The 17,284-nt window shown below is 49.6% G+C and carries 17 protein-coding genes; 6 read left to right on the plus strand and 11 right to left on the minus strand.

Features of this window, described 5'->3' with window-relative positions; all coding sequences use genetic code 11:
• A partial coding sequence (locus tag HQ41_RS08875) for a transposase (RefSeq protein WP_152567381.1) occupies positions 1-387 on the plus strand: 387 nt, incomplete at its 5' end.
• Between the two features lie 339 nt (positions 388-726).
• Here HQ41_RS08875 and HQ41_RS08880 read toward each other — a convergent pair.
• The 11 genes from HQ41_RS08880 to nusB all read right to left on the minus strand — a co-directional run bounded on the left by HQ41_RS08880 (position 727) and on the right by nusB (position 12,239).
• Complete coding sequence (locus HQ41_RS08880) at positions 727-1,989, minus strand: site-specific integrase (protein WP_044190697.1); 1,263 nt, start codon at positions 1,987-1,989, stop codon at positions 727-729.
• 12 nt (positions 1,990-2,001) lie between these two features.
• Positions 2,002-2,556 carry a helix-turn-helix domain-containing protein gene (locus HQ41_RS08885; RefSeq protein WP_044190699.1) on the minus strand — a complete coding sequence of 185 codons (555 nt, stop codon included), beginning with the start codon at positions 2,554-2,556 and terminating at the stop codon, positions 2,002-2,004.
• A gap of 210 nt (positions 2,557-2,766) precedes the next feature.
• Positions 2,767-4,674: a molecular chaperone DnaK gene (dnaK, locus tag HQ41_RS08890; RefSeq protein ID WP_044190701.1), complete on the minus strand. Its 1,908-nt coding sequence runs from the start codon at positions 4,672-4,674 to the stop codon at positions 2,767-2,769.
• Positions 4,675-4,949: 275 nt separating this feature from the next.
• Positions 4,950-5,648, minus strand: coding sequence for a 6-phosphogluconolactonase (pgl, locus tag HQ41_RS08895; RefSeq protein ID WP_044190703.1), 699 nt, complete (start codon positions 5,646-5,648; stop codon positions 4,950-4,952).
• 4 nt (positions 5,649-5,652) lie between these two features.
• Complete coding sequence (gene zwf, locus HQ41_RS08900; protein ID WP_044190705.1) at positions 5,653-7,245, minus strand: glucose-6-phosphate dehydrogenase; 1,593 nt, start codon at positions 7,243-7,245, stop codon at positions 5,653-5,655.
• An 80-nt stretch (positions 7,246-7,325) separates the two neighbouring features.
• Positions 7,326-8,423 (minus strand): A/G-specific adenine glycosylase, encoded by a 1,098-nt coding sequence (gene mutY / locus HQ41_RS08905; RefSeq protein ID WP_044190837.1) that lies wholly within the window; start codon positions 8,421-8,423, stop codon positions 7,326-7,328.
• 6 nt (positions 8,424-8,429) lie between these two features.
• Positions 8,430-9,059, minus strand: a complete 630-nt coding sequence (locus tag HQ41_RS08910) for an HAD family phosphatase (RefSeq protein WP_044190707.1) — start codon at positions 9,057-9,059, stop codon at positions 8,430-8,432.
• A 97-nt stretch (positions 9,060-9,156) separates the two neighbouring features.
• Entirely contained in the window at positions 9,157-9,756 is a 600-nt protein-coding gene (coaE, locus tag HQ41_RS08915) for a dephospho-CoA kinase (protein ID WP_052405372.1), read from the minus strand.
• A gap of 6 nt (positions 9,757-9,762) precedes the next feature.
• A complete protein-coding gene (locus HQ41_RS08920) occupies positions 9,763-10,785 on the minus strand; it encodes a YbbR-like domain-containing protein (RefSeq protein WP_044190708.1) in 1,023 nt (340 codons plus the stop codon).
• Between the two features lie 54 nt (positions 10,786-10,839).
• Positions 10,840-11,142, minus strand: coding sequence for a preprotein translocase subunit YajC (gene yajC, locus HQ41_RS08925; RefSeq protein ID WP_044190711.1), 303 nt, complete (start codon positions 11,140-11,142; stop codon positions 10,840-10,842).
• 50 nt (positions 11,143-11,192) lie between these two features.
• Positions 11,193-12,239, minus strand: a complete 1,047-nt coding sequence (nusB, locus tag HQ41_RS08930; RefSeq protein ID WP_044190714.1) for a transcription antitermination factor NusB — start codon at positions 12,237-12,239, stop codon at positions 11,193-11,195.
• A 794-nt stretch (positions 12,240-13,033) separates the two neighbouring features.
• On the opposite strand from nusB, the gene HQ41_RS08935 reads away from it, so the two are divergent.
• From HQ41_RS08935 to HQ41_RS08955, 5 genes are all read left to right on the plus strand, one after another.
• Positions 13,034-13,687, plus strand: a complete 654-nt coding sequence (locus HQ41_RS08935; RefSeq protein WP_044190717.1) for an O-methyltransferase — start codon at positions 13,034-13,036, stop codon at positions 13,685-13,687.
• 62 nt (positions 13,688-13,749) lie between these two features.
• Entirely contained in the window at positions 13,750-14,724 is a 975-nt protein-coding gene (gene hemB, locus HQ41_RS08940; RefSeq protein ID WP_044190721.1) for a porphobilinogen synthase, read from the plus strand.
• Position 14,725: 1 nt separating this feature from the next.
• Positions 14,726-15,238 carry a bifunctional adenosylcobinamide kinase/adenosylcobinamide-phosphate guanylyltransferase gene (locus HQ41_RS08945; protein WP_044190723.1) on the plus strand — a complete coding sequence of 171 codons (513 nt, stop codon included), beginning with the start codon at positions 14,726-14,728 and terminating at the stop codon, positions 15,236-15,238.
• A gap of 26 nt (positions 15,239-15,264) precedes the next feature.
• Positions 15,265-16,305 (plus strand): nicotinate-nucleotide--dimethylbenzimidazole phosphoribosyltransferase, encoded by a 1,041-nt coding sequence (gene cobT / locus HQ41_RS08950; RefSeq protein WP_044190726.1) that lies wholly within the window; start codon positions 15,265-15,267, stop codon positions 16,303-16,305.
• Positions 16,305-17,075, plus strand: coding sequence for an adenosylcobinamide-GDP ribazoletransferase (locus HQ41_RS08955; protein ID WP_044190729.1), 771 nt, complete (start codon positions 16,305-16,307; stop codon positions 17,073-17,075). The genes cobT and HQ41_RS08955 overlap by 1 nt, the downstream gene beginning before the upstream one ends.
• The last annotated feature ends 209 nt before the right edge of the window (positions 17,076-17,284 follow it).

Here is a 17,284-nt window from a genome sequence, read left to right on the forward strand (position 1 = left end):
ACCCCCGCTAATTGTGCAGATACGGTTGCTTTGCCCGCCTTAATCGAGCAGTCCGAGTTGTCATCAGGGGTAAGTGTACTAGCCGACAAAGGCTATTGCAGCAAAAAGAATTCGGAGTACTTGGCTGGTCGTGGCTTGGTGGACGGCATTATGCTCAAGGCTATTCGTGGGAAGACTCTTAGCGAGAGTCAGAAGGCATTCAACCGTGTGATCAGTAAGACAAGGTGCTTGATAGAACGCACCTTTGGCAGTATTCGTCGGTGGTTCTTGGGGGGACGCTGTCGCTACCGAGGGTTAGAGCGAACGCATACACAGAATATCCTTGAAGCTATGGCGTACAATCTCAAACGTATGCCAGGGCTGCTTGTAATTGAAGGTGTCAAATAACCGTAAAATCCCCATCCCTGAGGGAAATATCCCTCAGGGATGGGGATAGGGGGATAGTATTCAAGGCTCCCCAAGCGGCTCAAACACTCAAAAAACANACCGTAAAATCCCCATCCCTGAGGGAAATATCCCTCAGGGATGGGGATAGGGGGATAGTATTCAAGGCTCCCCAAGCGGCTCAAACACTCAAAAAACATCGAGAAAGATACAAGAAACTTTGAGCGGTGCATTGCGCAATAGTCTCAATTATACCAATTAAGGCACACGCCAGCAAGACGGATAAATAAACAATTATATATTCAAAGTACTTAGACTGCATCTTTATTCATTTTTGTGAGGTTATTCCTGACTCTTTGTCTCTATCGTATCCAATTTTATGGCTTGAGCCGCCTTGTTTTTCTTTTCATCGACCACCTTTGCATAGATTTGCGTTGTCTTCACATTCGTGTGTCCCAGCATCTTACTTACGGTATAAATATCTGTACCGCTGGCAAGCTGCAGAGTCGCGTAGGAGTGGCGGAAGCAATGAAAGCTTATGGACTTTTTGATGCCTGCAGCCTCTATCCAACGCTTTAGGGGTTTAGAAATCCATGACGGATTAGGCAGGTCTTCAAAAACCAATTGTTCTGGCAATCTTCGTTCTCCACATAGTTGTAAGGCTTGTTCCGAAATAGGCATATACTCCACTCCCTTGGTTTTCTTTTGAGTGAAATGTAACCTCGGCTGCTCTCCATCCATGTTGATCTCTTTCCACTTTAGTTTCTGAATATCACAGTGGCGTAATCCTGTCAGAGCAGAGAAAAGAGCTGCCCGTTTCATCACCTCACGATCACAAGGGGTTGAAGCAAGCGTATTTAACTCCTCTACGGTAAGGTATTCACGGCGAGACTCCTGTTCCTGAATACCTTTTATTTTGGCGGATATATCAACGGTTAGGTAACCATCTATAAATGCCTGTTTAAGAGCTGCCTTGAAAATAGAAAAATAAGTGGATGCCGTATTGTGAGAAATAGTACCACATTTATTCCCTCCACGAGGAGCTGTCAAAAGGAAACGTTTGTACTCTTCGGCAAAAGCATTGTCGATTTTGAAAAACGGCAAATTTTCTCCCGCATACATTTTAAGAAAATCCAGAGCTCTCTTCCAATTGACAAGAATAGAAGTGGAGCTGTTTTTGTGTCGTTTATACATCGCCTCTCGAAAATAAGCAATGAAATTTTGTTGTAAACGTTCCTTTTGCTCCGCCTGTGCCGTATCTGCATCGCTGTACAAATCGGCATTATCGTATTCTCTTTGACGGAGCTTTCGCACCTCATCGGCATAGATACAAGCTTCTTGATCGACCTCGCTTTTGCACTGTATTACTCCATTCAAATCTCGCTTGGGTTTGTACGATTTGCTCGAAGATGTTGTGCGTGCAGTCCGAGTTTTATCCCAGACTACGGTAGTTACTATGCGGTTAAGATACTCACGGACACGTTGTGGCTCGGATTTACCCGCAGTATAGACTGGATAACTCTCAATGTAGAGATACCACTCATTTCTATACGCACTCTTGCGAAGTCGCACAGTTACTTTCGTATTATGTAATTCTTTTCTCATGTATATCTAAGGTTATTTGTACAGTTGGTCTATCTCTGACTTTGGGGCATAGACATAATTGCCAATCTGCCTTATGGGAATGGAAAATTTCCTGATATGCTTATATACTGTCCCTTCCGTAACACCAAACTTGGCTGTTATTTCACCGATCGTGTAACAATACTCTGGCTCAAGGTTGTAAAGTTTAGCCTTATTTCTTGTTCTCGGCTTTTGCTCATCAATAGGCCTCAGATTGAAGTTGCGTTCTAAATCCTCTTTACAGATGCGAGTCATCCTTTTGCCCAAGTTATAACTTCGGAGAGCCTTACTTCTAACAAGTCGGTATAGCGTATCTCTGCAAACGTCGTATAGAGCAATAGCATCGGAGATAGAGAGGTAGGGTTGATCCTTGGGAATCTTTGCGGCCTTCTCTCGCCGTAGCTCTTCTAACTTTTCCTCTCGCTTCTTTTGTGAATACGCAGACCTTGAGCATTGTATAGAACAATACCTTGATGTGATTGTCTTGGCAAGAAAGGTCTTCCCACACAATTCACACTTTCGCTCAATCTGAAATTTTGCAGCTGGCATACGCTTTTCGTATCTATCTGATAATCAAATTATGTTTTTATTTAAGTCGCACTTTATACACTAATAAGTCGCGGCACAAATATGGTACAAATATACGACTAAAATCGATATAAAAAGAGGAAAAACGAGAAACTATCAAAAATAAAAATCGCAGTAAGTAATTAACTTACTGCGATTTAATATTTATTTGATGCTCTTTTATGAGCGTAATTACTTCACTTCTTCGAAGTCGGCGTCGGTGATGTCGGAGCCTTGGGTTGAGCTACCGCCAGTCTGTGCACCGCCTGCGTTAGGCTGAGCATCGGCTGTAGCACCACCTTGTGCCTTGTACATCTCTTCCGTAGCAGCGTGGAAAGCTGTATTCAGTTCGGCTGTAGCAGTGTCAATGGCTTCGATGTTCTGATCCTTGTGCACCGTGCGGAGCTTCTCGAGAGCAGCTTCGATAGGAGCTTTCTTGTCGGCTGGGAGCTTATCGCCCAGTTCCTTAAGCTGCTTCTCGGTCTGGAAGATCGTGCTGTCGGCGTGGTTCAGCTTCTGGATGCGTTCACTCTCGCGCTTGTCGGCCTCGGCATTGGCTTCGGCTTCGGCTTTCATGCGCTTGATCTCGTCATCGCTTAGACCGCTAGAGGCTTCGATGCGGATGTTCTGCTGCTTGCCCGTTGCCTTATCTACAGCCGTTACGCTAAGGATACCGTTGGCGTCGATGTCGAATGTTACCTCGATTTGAGGCGTCTGGCGAGGAGCTGGAGCGATACCGTCGAGGTTGAAACGACCGATGCTCTTATTGTCCTTAGCCATAGAACGCTCACCCTGTAGCACGTGGATCTCTACCGATGGCTGGTTGTCTACCGCCGTGGTGAAGATCTCGCTCTTCTTCGTTGGGATCGTCGTATTGGCTTCGATGAGCTTAGTCATCACACCACCCATCGTCTCGATACCGAGTGATAGAGGCGTTACGTCTAGTAGAAGCACGTCCTTGATTTCGCCCGTGAGCACACCGCCCTGGATCGCAGCACCTACGGCTACCACTTCGTCTGGGTTCACACCCTTGCTTGGAGTCTTGCCGAAGATCTTCTCTACGATTGCTTGAATAGCTGGGATACGTGTCGAACCACCTACGAGGATGACTTCGTCAATCTCGCTCTTGCCTAGACCAGCGTCGCGCATAGCCTGCTCACATGGAGCGATACAAGCCTGAATGAGACGATCGGCTAGTTGCTCAAACTTAGCACGAGTAAGCGTGCGCACGAGGTGCTTAGGAATACCATTTACTGGCATGATGTAGGGGAGGTTAATCTCCGTAGATGTAGAGCTAGAGAGCTCAATCTTGGCCTTTTCGGCAGCTTCCTTGAGACGCTGCATAGCCATAGGATCGAGGCGCAGGTCTAGACCTTCGTCAGCCTTAAACTCATCTGCAAGCCAGTCGATGATCACGTGGTCGAAGTCGTCGCCCCCTAGGTGCGTATCACCGTTGGTTGAGCGAACCTCAAACACTCCGTCACCAAGCTCGAGGATAGAAATATCAAACGTACCACCACCGAGGTCGAAGACTGCGATCTTCATATCCTTGTCACTCTTGTCTAGGCCGTAGGCGAGCGATGCAGCTGTTGGCTCATTGACAATGCGGCGGACGTTGAGCCCTGCGATCTCACCAGCTTCTTTGGTAGCCTGACGCTGAGCGTCGTTGAAGTAAGCAGGCACTGTGATCACAGCATCTGTAACCTCTGCACCGAGATAGTCTTCGGCTGTCTTCTTCATCTTCTGCAGAATGATCGCGGAGATCTCCTGTGGTGTATACAGACGACCGTCGATGTCTACTCGAGGCGTATCGTTGTCGCCCTTAACTACCTTATAAGGTACGCGGTCTAGCTCGCCAGCTACCTGTCCGAAGGTCTCACCCATGAAGCGCTTGATCGAATAGATCGTCTTCGTTGGGTTAGTGATAGCCTGACGCTTGGCAGGATCGCCCACCTTACGCTCGCCACCCTCGATGAATGCCACAACTGATGGAGTCGTGCGCTTACCTTCGCTGTTTGCGATAACGATTGGCTCGTTACCTTCTAGTACGGATACGCAAGAGTTTGTCGTACCCAAGTCAATTCCAATGATTCTTCCCATAATACTTATATTGTTTTATTGTTATTTCTTAATGAGTTCGATGAGGAGCCTTCCGCTCGAATACTCGCTCGACAAGGAGTTAAGCAAAGCATGTGCCACGATGAGAAGTAGCCTTGATGTCTGTCATAATGACTGACAATGTGTCGGAATACAATCTTATTTCGTGTCCGAGTCTGCCAAAGATGGCTGATGAGTAGGGCTAAAAAGCATAGCACCTAACTGGATTTGTCCAGTTAGGTGCTATACCATATATAATAATGTAGAGAGATGACTGCCTACAGGCTTTGGTCAGTATAGAGTTCTACATCGTCACGTCGCTCGAAGAAGTAGCTGGAGGGGTAGGCTTGAGCCTCTGGAGCTTGGTTGATTATCTGACGCAAGATGGTGCGCTTGCTCTCGCCGACGGCGTGGAAGAGGACGCGCTTGGCCGCCATAATCGTTGGCCCCGTCATCGCGATGCGCTTCTGCCCACTTGGATGTGTCGCCACAACGTATGGGGTGGGGGTCTCGAGGAGCTTCATCTGATGTGGGAAGATAGACGACGTATGCCCATCGTCGCCAATGCCTAGGATGACGGCATCGAAGACGGGGAGCTTGCGCTCGGAGGGTAGTTGCCCTCGCACCAGCTCGGTATAGCGGATAGCCTCTTTCTCGGGGATAGCCTCGCCCATGATGCGGTGCACCTGCTCGGCGGGTATAGGGACAGAGCTAAGCATCGCCTCCTTGGTCATACCATAATTGCTCTGCTCGTCGGTCGGGGGTACACATCGCTCGTCTACCCAGTATAGATGTACATGAGCCCAGTTAATCTCCTCTCTCAGGGGCGAACTAGCCATAAGCTCAAAAAGTAGCTTAGGCGTGCTACCACCAGATATGGCTACATGTATATCGCCTTGCTGAGTGCCACGGACGAATATCTCACGAGCTAGAGCTATGGCGACCTCATGTGGTGTCGGATACTGATAAATCTTCATAGGCTTATAGCTCGCAGTAGAGCTCCGAATTGGTTAGGTTCTTACACGGGTTAGTCCAGTTGTAGCAGTCGCCATCCATGATCTCGTCACTCTGCTTAGGCCCCCAAGTGCCAGCAGGGTAGCCATACAGAGGGAAGTGCTCATCTTGCCAAGCCCTGAGGATTGGGTCGAAGAATCGCCAGCTCATCTCCACAGCATCGCTGCGAGTGAAGAGGGTCGAGTCCCCGAGCATACTGTCCTCCAAGAGGCGTGAGTAGGCATCGCCAGAGGCTAGCCCCCCGAGCTGGTCGTAGGTAAAGTTCATCGATACTTTCTTCACCTCGAAGCCTGATCCGGGGACCTTAGCCCCGAACTTGAGGACAATACCTTCGTTGGGCTGTATGCGTATGATGAGTTGATTGGGGATAGAGCGTCCGTCTGCCCCAGCAAACATCTTGTGAGGAGTTGGCTTGAAGTGGATGACAATCTCCGTTACCTTGGTCGGCATCATCTTGCCTGTACGGATATAGAATGGGACACCGTGCCATCGCCAGTTGTCAATATGGAGCTTCATCGCCACAAAGGTTTCGGTACGGCTCTCGGGATTGATTTTATCCTCCTCACGATAGCCTCTGTGGTATTCGCCTTTCCATTCACTCTCTGTGTACTGACCTCGGATTACGCTACGGCTAATATCTTCTTCGCTCATCGGACGGAAGGCTTGATAAACCTTGACTACCTCGTTGCGAAATAGGTCGGCGTTGAACTGTACAGGTGGCTCCATGGCCACAAGTGCTACAAGCTGAGAGAGGTGATTCTGTACCATATCACGCAGAGCTCCCGTTTCGTCGTAGAATCCTCCACGACTCTCAACTCCCATATTCTCTACGGCTGTGACTTCTATGCGGTCGATATAGTTCCTATTCCACAGAGGCTCAAAAATTCCATTGGCAAAGCGAAGTGCCATGATGTCTTGCACGGTTTCTTTGCCTAGGAAATGATCTATACGGTAGAGCTGGTGTTCTCTGAAGCATGAGCGGTATATCTCATTGAGCTCCTCAGCACTTTTGAGGTCGTAGCCAAAGGGTTTCTCTATGATGATGCGTCGGATAGGGCGAGGCACGCCGTCTTCGCCCCTATGGGCATTGAGGTGGCATCTGCCGTCGGGGCTATCGCACTCCTCTCTGTTGAGACCAACGGAAGCTAGGTGTAGAGGCACAACGCCGTATAGCGAGGGTGGGGTAGAGAGATAATAGATATAGTTGGCAGGGTTGTCGATCTGCTCGTCTAGCTCCTGTAGTCTACTCTTGAGCTTGGGATACTCCTCCTCTAGAGCAGGATCCATAGATAGGTAGTGGACGCTAGCGAGGAACTGCTCGGCTAGAGAGGGATCGTACTCGCCCTCGGCAAGGTATTTCTTGAGGCTCTCGTCTAGGTGAGGGCGATACGAAGCACTATCGTAGGCGGTACGTCCGAGGCCTAGCACGGCAAATCGCTTGGGTAGCTTGGCCTGCTTAAAAAGCTGATAGAGCGAGGGTATGAGCTTGCGCTTGGTCAAGTCCCCAGATGCTCCGAAGATAACCAGTATGAGGCTGTCGGGTTTGGTTGGATTATTCATTGCTCTAGCTAATTTTCTTTACTATTTAGTCAAGTATGTATATAAGCCACTTCCTACCGGTTTTGTTTACCTGTGGCTCCTTATAGAGACGAGAGCATCTTGTCCAGTAAGATAGGCATACCATACTGTCCTCGTTGCTCTTCGTCTATCAAGAGGTAGCCCCCCTCTGTAGTCCTAGGGGTGTAGCTTCTAGCCTCTGCCAGATAGAGGTTGGCGTGTAGCAACCTATGGGTAAGGCGGTGCTTGAGCGTAGCCACTGGCTTGGGATGTACAACTAGCCCTTCTAGGCCCTCAAAGAGATTGCCGCAGTCTTGAGTACTGAATATCCCTTCTAGAGTTTGTGGCTCTGGAGTTTCTACTAGGGGTAACTCGTAGAGCCCCTCCCAGATATCGCCCTTGCCCCGACGACGAATGAGTGTATAGATGGAGCCTGCCGAGTGGATACGTACCAAGAAATAGTGTAAATAACGTTCTGTTACCTTGATTTTACCCTGCTTGACGGGGAGGCTAAGCTGATTGCCCTGTCTATGAGCCACACATAACTGAGCGAAAGGGCAGGCCTGGCAGCTTGGTCTGCGTGGTGTACAGCATAGAGCACCTAGCTCAATCATCGCCTGATTATGGCGCCCCGGCTCTTCTGGGTCGAGTAGCTCTTGAGCAAGTGCTCGGAATAGTTTCTGTCCACTAGGCGTATCAATGGGTTCGTCGATGCCGAGTAGCCGACTGACTACTCGATAGACATTGCCGTCTACGGCTGCATGTGGCAGGTTGTAGGCGAAAGAGAGTACTGCTGCTTGCGTGTAGGGCCCTACACCGGGGAGGCGTTTGATTTGCTCCAGCTCTCGTGGTATATTGCCACCGAACTCATCGACCACCATGCGTGCTGCACGCAGCAGGTTACGCCCTCGGGAATAATATCCTAGTCCCTGCCATAGGCGTAGCACATCGTCCTCGTTTGCTTTGGCTAAGTCTTGGATCGTAGGGAAGGCATCAATGAAGCGGTAATAGTACCCTAGACCCTGCACCACCTGCGTTTGCTGGAGAATAACCTCCGAGAGCCAGATGTGATATGGGTCTGTCGTTTCACGCCACGGTAGCGCACGTGCGTTTTGCCCGAACCATAGAGCGAGTGAAGCACGTAGATCCGCCAGCTCTGTTGTTGATAGTATGGTTCTCAATACCACCTATCTATTATGCTGCTTTAGGATCTGCCCAATCGCTTCACGCCAGTCCTCTCCATTGGCGGGGCAGTAGGTCACGAAGCCTAGTTCCTCGGCCATCTGTACGTTGGCTGGTCCGTCGTCGATGAATAGGGTTTCGCTCGGGAGCATACCAGTCTGCTCAATCATGAGCTCAAAAATGCCTCTGTGCGGCTTGACCATACCCATCTCGCAGCTAGCGAACTTGCGCTCGCAGTAGCTACTGAGCGGACGGCCATTTGGGAGGAAGCTGGTACTCTCGGCAAACTCCATAACGTAGGGGTTCGTATTGCTCAAGATGTGCACCATGTAGTCTTGGCGTAGTGTGTCGATGTAGTCAAACTTATAGCTCGCTACTTCCTCCAAGAATCCCATATAGGCATCATATATCTCCTCCTGTCGGAGCTCTCGACCAGCAAGCTGACTGAGAGCCGAGCGAAACTCTTCTTTGCTCATTCGTCCGTCTTCTATCTGCAAGAAGTAACCACTCTGCAGATACGGATCTAGCATCTTCTCTATGTCGGGTATGCCTAGGGCGGAGAAGCGTCTGAGCGCTTCATCTCTGTTGAGGTGGATCAGTACCCCTCCTAGGTCGAATACTATGGTCTTAATCATAATTGCACTTGTAAATAGTCTGTCTGCCGTGTCTCGGCTGATGGGTTAGTCGTTACTCAAAGCTTGGAGGCGACTCCCTCGGGCAGACAATGTCGCTTTAGTGAATAAAAGGTAATGCCTCTATCTGAGGTAATAGGGGTTGGCCGTCGTTGTTGTCGATGATCCAAGTAGCCGAGCATGTCATATCTGCTTGGCTCATCTGACTGCGTATGCGTGCCCGTATAGCCTCTTCCGCTGTCGCATCTCTATGCATAGCACGCCTGATGCGCACCTCGTCGTCGGCCATGACTACTAGTACACCGTCCACCATGCGCTCTAGGTCTCCTCCCACTAGCAGGGCACTCTCTATGGCACACACGCACACGCCACGCCGGATTAGCTCTTCTCTCCAATAAGAGAAGTCCCTACGGACAGCAGGGTGCACAAGGGCATTGATCTGCTCAAGTGCCGTGGTGTCGGAGAAGATGATAGAAGCTAGGCGAGGGGGATCGAGTCTACCGTCTGACGTGGCATAGAGCTCAGGGCCGAAGAGCTTGATGACCTCAGCCCTAAGCTCGGCGTCTGTGTCGTAGAGGGCTTTGGCCCTCTTGTCTGTATCGTAGATAGGTATACCGTAGGTGGCGAGTATTGTGCTGACGAGCGACTTGCCACTACCTATCCCACCAGTGATACCGATAGTCACGATCTTAGTCTGCATAAGGCTCTAGGGTGTTACCTTCTCCAAAACAAACTGGACAGCCTCGGGCTTGAGGCTGTATCGTTTGATCCAATCGGGCCGTTTGGTGAGCTGAACCGTCAGCTGACGAGGAGCTATAGTATCGCCACTCTGTCGGCTTGCCGTAGCCTCGGCATAATTGACGGATAGCTCTACATCGGCCTCTACTAGGTCGGCATAGCGAGATCTGGGCAGAGTGAGCAGGACGGTCACTGAGCTAGGCAGAGGGTGTAGGATATAGCCAACTGGTACGCCTCTAGTCTGTACTGGCAGAGTAAAGCTCTGCTCGGTAAGCTCCTCAATGGTTACGTGTACTCTAGCTTGGCGAGTCTGACAATAAGCCCCAGCGGGCATGATGAGGTCTACATTGCTGGAGATACTCTCTCGCAGCTCTCTCTGGCTGATAGCCCCGGTACTGATCTGCTGGATAGTATCTAGGCTCTCCTTGGTGCCAAAGATCACGACATCTGTGGGGTGTAGCTCCACAGCACTAGCCGTAAAACCCGCTGCTGTGCTAGGGTCAGAGCCTAGCACTATGGGTACTCGCTTGCTCACACGCTTCTGTAGCACCACGTGTATATCGCCTACAGACTGCTGCAAGACTTGGGCAGATGGAGATAGACGCTGCTCTATCTGTGCTTTGAGTTCCTGCTTACTGATGCCGATGTACTCACGCCCAGTAGCTTCTCGGCTGGTCTTGAGGACAATCGGCTCCATGCCATCTAGTGAGTAGCGTATATGCTCGAAGCCTTTGTCCTGCACTTGTAGCTCTAGGCTCTCTGGCACATCACCGCCGAGGGCGTTGTTTAGGGCGATAGAGTCGTAGGCTATGGGAATGGATATCGGTCTAGTGAAATCGCCTTGAAGGCGCTGCAAAATCCAAAATCCAAAAGCCACTCCTAGGAAAAAGATAAAAGTCAGCAGGCGGGAGCTACGTAAAATACGTTTGCTCCCTCTGGCTGACTTTTTTACCTTGTGGGACGAGTCGCTAGAGCCTAGGTTTAGCTTCATATATTATAGGTAGTAGAGAAACTAATCCGTAGATCCAAACTTGTTGGTAGGATGCTACTTCTTGCTACTATCCTCGGTAGCGAATACCGAGTTCTTGTCGATGCTTACTCGTACATTATCTGCGATCTCGATGACGAAGTCACGCTCATTGACGTGTTTGATCGTACCATAAATACCACCCGAAGTTACCACTCTGTCGCCTGCCTTGAGGGCATTACGCTTCTGCTCCACTTCTTTTTGTCGCTTCTGCTGGGGGCGGATCATGAAGAAGTAGAAAACAACAACGATAGCGATGATGGGCAAGAAGCTCATCCAAGAAGACTGTGCTCCTGCGGCTTGCAATAGGATTGGGTTCATCAGTTTTGTCTTTAGAGTTTAATATGAATTGATTTAGTTTGAGAGCTGGGTTACTGTTTGAGGATTTTACCCTCGGACTTGAGCGCTTTGGCCACGGCATCTAGAACGCCATTGACGAAGGAGGCACTTTTGGGGGTGGAGTAGATCTTGCTAAGCTCTACATATTCGTTTATAGAAACGTGCGTAGGGATACTTGGGAAGTGTAGGAACTCCACGATAGCCATTTGCATGAGGATCATATCCATATCAGCTAGACGCTCCTTATCCCAGCCGTCACTGATGTGCTGCTCGATAAGCTCGACATGCTTCTTGTGGCCGAGTAGTAGCTGGCGCATCAGGTGCTGGGCATAGACCTCGTCATCGGCATCACGGTAAGCTGGTAGTAACACTTCCTCCATCGAGAGCTCTTCGTCTATCCTCTTGAGCGTCTTGGCTACGAAATCCTTGACGATCTCCACGGCACCCATAGAGAGTTTGGTAGACGAGTATAGCTGACCACTGCGAGCCTCGGCGAAAGCAGTGTCTAGCTCCTCCCAACCGGGGTGCTCCTCAAACTCGGCTTTCTCTGTTTGTGATAGCTCGTCGTCCCAGTAGACGGACTGGCTCTCTAGATACTCGGCCAATAATGGGTGTGGAGCGATGATAGAGTTGAATACCTCAACCCAAAAGGTGCGATCGTTGGCGAAGCTGTCTTCTCGCTCTAGGTAACCCTTGTAGAGCTCGCTACCCTCTATTTGATTGATGAGCTGGCGTAGCAAAATATCCTCCTCACTCCACGCTAGAGGAAAAGAATTGTACCACAGCTCTATCGGTGCACACTCGTCGATCTTCTGAGCGAGTCTATTATTGACTAGACGCTTATTGGGGGTGCGCTCCTCGGGGCTGGCGAGATGTTTGGTGCGACGAACTTCTAGGATCGCATCGTATCGCTCTGTAAGCTCAGGGATCAACCTAAGGAGAAAAAGGTATAGGTCGTAGGTGCGGGTTAGGCTCACCTTCAGCTCGGCCTCCGCTGAGGTGAGCTTCTGTTCTTCTCTGTGAAAATGTGCGTAGGCCGTTTGCAATACGCGGGTACGAATAAGTAGTCTATTGATCATATTTCCAATTCCAATGCTACAAAGATACAACAAATATATGGCCTTATGTACCCTAGAGATTAGTGGGTTGATTCTCTGTGTATTTGTCTGCTTTAGTGCCAATCCTATGGCCTTATACATAGACGGTGCGAAGTGAGAAGTAAGACCTAAGAGCTCGATACCCTCTCGTCTTCTTTTTCTGTTAAGGGTTGTAAAGAAATATCCCCGAGTTTTGCCCCAATGAGAGAGATATTTTTTATGTCCTAATCAAGCTCTCAAGAAAATTGAAGGACCAATTACGGGAGATCGTAGGGCTAACTTGCTAGGGAGTGTCCTTCAACTTGGCAGGATTGATGGGAAGGAAATCGGAGATATCCGCCATATCTAGACGCAATCATGTAATATGTCTTTTTATTTGTTTGGTTTCCAGTAATTTGTAATTCTTGTGTTTTAGCTGGTCGTTTTCGTGCGACTGGGACTAAATGCCAAAATGAGGTCGAACTCAATCTAGAGCCCCCTAGAGCCCAAATACGAAGCCTGCCGTTTTTCGCCCTTGTTTGTGTCGTCTTTCCCAGCAACATTCTGAAATTTGAGCTAAAATATAAATCTTGGGCCTCTGGTACGAGGTAGGCGTATCAAGGGTAGCTTAACTCTTGCTCTAAGTAATGTTCGCAGAGGTCGCTGGTTAGAGGATTGAGAGTTGGCTAGAGGACTTCCCTAGTAGATTCTAGTCCGTATCTACAATTTAGCAGTACATTTGCTGGAGAGAAACAACAGAGTTGGTACTTATTAGAGCTAGATAATAGAATAAATTAATGGCAGTAATCATAGGAGAAGATCCACTAGAGCAGTATATTCTAGAGCACTCGTCGCCCGAGAGTCCTCTTCGTGCGGAGATTTACCGTGCTGCACATGTGCGGCTTATCCGCCCTCGAATGCTTTCGGGACACTTGCAGGGTAATTTGCTCAAGATGATTGCCCAGATGTGTCGAGCCAAGTTAGTATTGGAACTAGGGACTTATACGGGCTATGCTGCCCACTGCTTGGCCGAGGCACTGCCAGAAGATGGGCGAGTACATACGTTAGAGAGCGACGATGAGATGGAGGATTTCATTCGCCACTACATCAATCGAGCGGAGTATGGTCATAAGATCAAGCTACACATTGGAGATGCCATGAAGCTACTGCCAGAGTTGATGCGTCAGAACGACTTCGACCTAGTCTATATCGATGCCAATAAGCGACAGTACCCCGATTATTACAAATTGATCATCGATCATTTACATTCTGGTGCCGTCATTCTAGCGGACAATACCCTCTGGGACGGCAAAGTGGCTCTAGAACCTAAGCCCTCGGATGTGCAAACTCAGCGCATCCTAGAGTTTAATGCAATGGTGCAGGCCGACGAACGGGTGGAAAATCTTATCCTCCCCCTAAGGGACGGATTAACATTGATACGAGTCAAATGATCGCCTACCCAACTTGATTATAAGAATAAATAAGTATTACGATAATAATGTAGAATAGAATTATGTATCCTCTAACTAGACTACGCCGTCTGCGTCGCACCGAGAGCCTTCGCAGTCTGGTGCGTGAAACATCACTTAGCCCTAGAGATTTCATTGCTCCCTTGTTCGTTGTACACGGTACAGGTATTAGAGAAGAGATTGGTTCGATGCCGGGGCAGTATCGACTGTCGGTTGATTGTTTGCTTGAGGAATGCCGTACACTGGCGGAACTTGATGTGGCAGGCGTAATGCTATTTGGTATTCCAGAACACAAAGATGCTACGGGCAGTGAGGCCTACAGCGAGCAGGGAATCGTGCAGCAGGCCATTCGTGCTATCAAGCGTGAGCTACCCAAGCTTATCGTCATCGCAGATATCTGTATGTGCGAGTACACCGATCACGGGCACTGTGGCATCATACACGAGTGTGAGGTGGTCAATGACGAAACGCTTGTTTACCTATCTCGCCAAGCTGTATCGTTTGCAGAGGCTGGGGTAGATATGGTAGCCCCTAGCGATATGATGGACGGGCGCATCATCGCCATGCGTCGAGCCTTGGACGAAGCTGGCTTTAGCTCACTGCCTATCATGTCGTATGCGGCTAAGTTCAGCTCGGCTTTCTACGGCCCATTTAGAGACGCAGCCGACTCAGCCCCTAGCTTCGGCGACCGCAGGGCTTATCAGATGGATCCAGCCAATGGACGCGAAGCTCTTCGCGAGATAGAGTCCGATATAGAGGAGGGTGCGGATATCGTGATGGTTAAGCCTGCCTTGCCCTATCTTGATGTCATCAAAGAGGCTTCTATGCGTTACGACCTACCGATAGCGGCTTATCAGGTCAGCGGAGAGTACGCCATGATCAAGGCCGCTGCTGCCAATGGCTGGATCGATGAAGATCGCATCGTTATGGAGTCTCTACTCTCAATTCGCCGAGCTGGCGCTAAGATCATCATGACCTACTTCGCAGCCCATGCGGCTCGCCTTCTTAGAGAGAAGTAGTATGACAAGGGTACATCTGATTACCGGAGGCGAACGATCGGGCAAGAGTACATACGCCGAGCGTTTAGCCCTCGAGGCAAGCGATCACCCCGTCTACTTGGCTACGGCTCGTATCTGGGACGAGGAGTTTCGCCAAAGGGTTGATCTGCACCAACAGAGGCGTGGCGCATGCTGGGAGAACATAGAGGAGGAAAAACACCCCTCTCGGCACGACCTTTCGGGTCGGACGGTGCTTCTGGACTGCGTTACGCTTTGGGCGACTAACTTCTTCTTCGATCTAGACGCGCTTGTAGACGATGCACTTACCGCTCTCAAGCAGGAGTTTGATGCTCTGCTGAAGCAGCACGATCTTAATCTGATCATCGTAACCAACGAAATCGGAATGGGAGGTGTCTCTCCCGATGCGACACAGAGGCACTTTACCTCCCTGCAGGGGTGGTTCAATCAGTATATTGCCGAGAGAGCCGATCGGGTAACGCTCATGGTCAGTGGTATTCCTCTGCAGGTGAAATAAGTATAATATCTACACTACAAAGTACTATGATACACTTCTCTATCAAACCTCTAGACGAGAGCTATCGCCCACGCCTTGAGAGTAAAATAAACAATCTTGGTAAGCCCAAAGGCTCTCTCGGTAAGCTCGAGAAGCTCGCCTTACAGCTCGGTATGATACAGCGTAGCCTTACTCCTAAGCTTTGTAACCCATACAATATTATATTCTGTGCCGACCATGGCATCGTAGAGGAGGGCATCAGTCAGAGCCCCAAAGATGTGACGTGGCAGGTCGTGTATAATATGCTCTCGGGGGGGGCAGGGGTATGTTACCTCTCTAGGCAACATGGAGTCAAGCTCCTAATCGTAGACTCTGGAGTCGATCATGAGTTCGCTCCACGCCCCGACCTCATTGACCGAAAGATCGGGTGGGGGACTCGTAGCTATCTCTACGAGGCGGCCATGACTTGGGAGGAACTGGATATAGCACTAGAGGTAGGGGCGGAGATGGTCGATCGGGTTCATGCTCTGGGGTGCAATGTTATCAGTTTCGGCGAGATGGGTATTACCAATACGGCGGCATCGGCAGTATGGATGAGCTTGCTTGCTGGTATCCCTCTAGAGCAGTGTGTCGGTCGAGGTAGCGGACTCGATGATGTCGGTGTACGGCACAAGTATGATATCTTGAGCCGAGCGATCGCCAACTACTCTGGCGATGGACGAGCCGAGGACATTATTCGCTACTTCGGAGGCTACGAGATGGTTATGGCTGTGGGAGGCATGCTTCGTGCTGCAGAGCTTGGCATGGTGCTTCTTATCGACGGATTCATCATGACCGCTTGTTTGCTTGCAGCTTCCAAGCTATATCCCGAGGTACTAGCTTACGCTGTCTATGGGCATCAGGGAGATGAGGCAGGGCATGCTCGTCTACTTAGCCACCTAGGGGCTATGCCTCTACTACATCTAGATATGCGTTTGGGAGAGGGGAGTGGAGCTATTTGTGCTTATCCCATAGTGCAGTCTGCAGCGCTTATGCTCAGTGAGATGGCGTCATTCGAGAGGGCGAACGTAACCAAATACTTCGACTAATGGCTTTGGTAAGTCTTTGGCATTCCTTCTTGGCTGCCTCGTCGATGTTTACGTGCCTACCAGCATGGCGTTTGGCCAATCTAACCAAGGAGGACTATGAGCATACGATAGACTGGTGGCCCGTCATTGGGCTTATCACTGGCGGAGTAATGGCAGGAGTCTTCCTCGCTAGCTCGTATATCTACTCTTCCCTGATTGCTCTGCTACTGGCTATCGTGGCTCGGCTGTTACTCACGGGGGCATTTCACGAAGATGGGCTAGGGGACTTTTTCGATGGGTTCGGTGGAGGGCAAAGCAGAGAGCAAGTACTAAGCATTATGAAAGACAGCCACGTGGGGAGCTATGCCGTCATAGGTTATGTGCTGTACTACTTATTATTTGTTTCGGTTTGCCTATCACTCCCCGTTCATATTATTCCAGTGGTTTTACTTTCATCGGATGTCTTTGCCAAATTTGTATCAAGTCTTCAGGTACAGTTCCTACCATACGCCCGCACGAGTGAAACGAGCAAAACGGGGGTGGTCTACAAACCAAGTAGGCTAATCCCACTAGTGCTGTCTGTCGTCTTGGCTATCGGCCTGCCTGCTCTTCTTCTATCGCCTTATATGCTCACCGCATTTATTCTCCCCCTGCTAGTAGGGGTGGCTCTGATGGGCTATATCCGTAGGCGTATAGGGGGCTATACAGGTGATTGTTGCGGGGCTATCTTCCTGCTGACCGAGCTGACGTGCTTGCTCTCAATAGTCTCTGTAATCCGCATTTATGGCTAAACAAAAGCGTAGCGCAATATAATAGGTCGCTTAATAAGGAACTTTATATACCTAAAAATATGGAGTTTCTTGATATAGATTTAACAGATTATACCTACATTTGCGGAGTGACGGATAGTCTTATAGGTAGAGATCGCTAGATGCTTTTGATGCTTTGAGGCTGTCTCAGAGAGATTTGTAATGATGAGCTGATAACTCCAGCTCCCCTA

It is taken from the genome of Porphyromonas sp. COT-290 OH860, assembly GCF_000768935.1.
In the GTDB taxonomy this organism is placed as follows: domain Bacteria; phylum Bacteroidota; class Bacteroidia; order Bacteroidales; family Porphyromonadaceae; genus Porphyromonas.

Bases quoted from the DNA above. Each gene is read 5' to 3' on its own strand.
- HQ41_RS08880 (WP_044190697.1), bottom strand. From the start codon at position 1,989: ATGAGAAAAGAATTACATAATACGAAAGTAACTGTGCGACTTCGCAAG.
- HQ41_RS08885 (WP_044190699.1), bottom strand. From the start codon at position 2,556: ATGCCAGCTGCAAAATTTCAGATTGAGCGAAAGTGTGAATTGTGTGGG.
- dnaK (WP_044190701.1), bottom strand. From the start codon at position 4,674: ATGGGAAGAATCATTGGAATTGACTTGGGTACGACAAACTCTTGCGTA.
- pgl (WP_044190703.1), bottom strand. From the start codon at position 5,648: ATGAAGATTTATCAGTATCCGACACCACATGAGGTCGCCATAGCTCTA.
- zwf (WP_044190705.1), bottom strand. From the start codon at position 7,245: ATGAATAATCCAACCAAACCCGACAGCCTCATACTGGTTATCTTCGGA.
- HQ41_RS08910 (WP_044190707.1), bottom strand. From the start codon at position 9,059: ATGATTAAGACCATAGTATTCGACCTAGGAGGGGTACTGATCCACCTC.
- coaE (WP_052405372.1), bottom strand. From the start codon at position 9,756: ATGCAGACTAAGATCGTGACTATCGGTATCACTGGTGGGATAGGTAGT.
- HQ41_RS08920 (WP_044190708.1), bottom strand. From the start codon at position 10,785: ATGAAGCTAAACCTAGGCTCTAGCGACTCGTCCCACAAGGTAAAAAAG.
- yajC (WP_044190711.1), bottom strand. From the start codon at position 11,142: ATGAACCCAATCCTATTGCAAGCCGCAGGAGCACAGTCTTCTTGGATG.
- nusB (WP_044190714.1), bottom strand. From the start codon at position 12,239: ATGATCAATAGACTACTTATTCGTACCCGCGTATTGCAAACGGCCTAC.
- HQ41_RS08935 (WP_044190717.1), top strand. From the start codon at position 13,034: ATGGCAGTAATCATAGGAGAAGATCCACTAGAGCAGTATATTCTAGAG.
- hemB (WP_044190721.1), top strand. From the start codon at position 13,750: ATGTATCCTCTAACTAGACTACGCCGTCTGCGTCGCACCGAGAGCCTT.
- HQ41_RS08945 (WP_044190723.1), top strand. From the start codon at position 14,726: ATGACAAGGGTACATCTGATTACCGGAGGCGAACGATCGGGCAAGAGT.
- cobT (WP_044190726.1), top strand. From the start codon at position 15,265: ATGATACACTTCTCTATCAAACCTCTAGACGAGAGCTATCGCCCACGC.
- HQ41_RS08955 (WP_044190729.1), top strand. From the start codon at position 16,305: ATGGCTTTGGTAAGTCTTTGGCATTCCTTCTTGGCTGCCTCGTCGATG.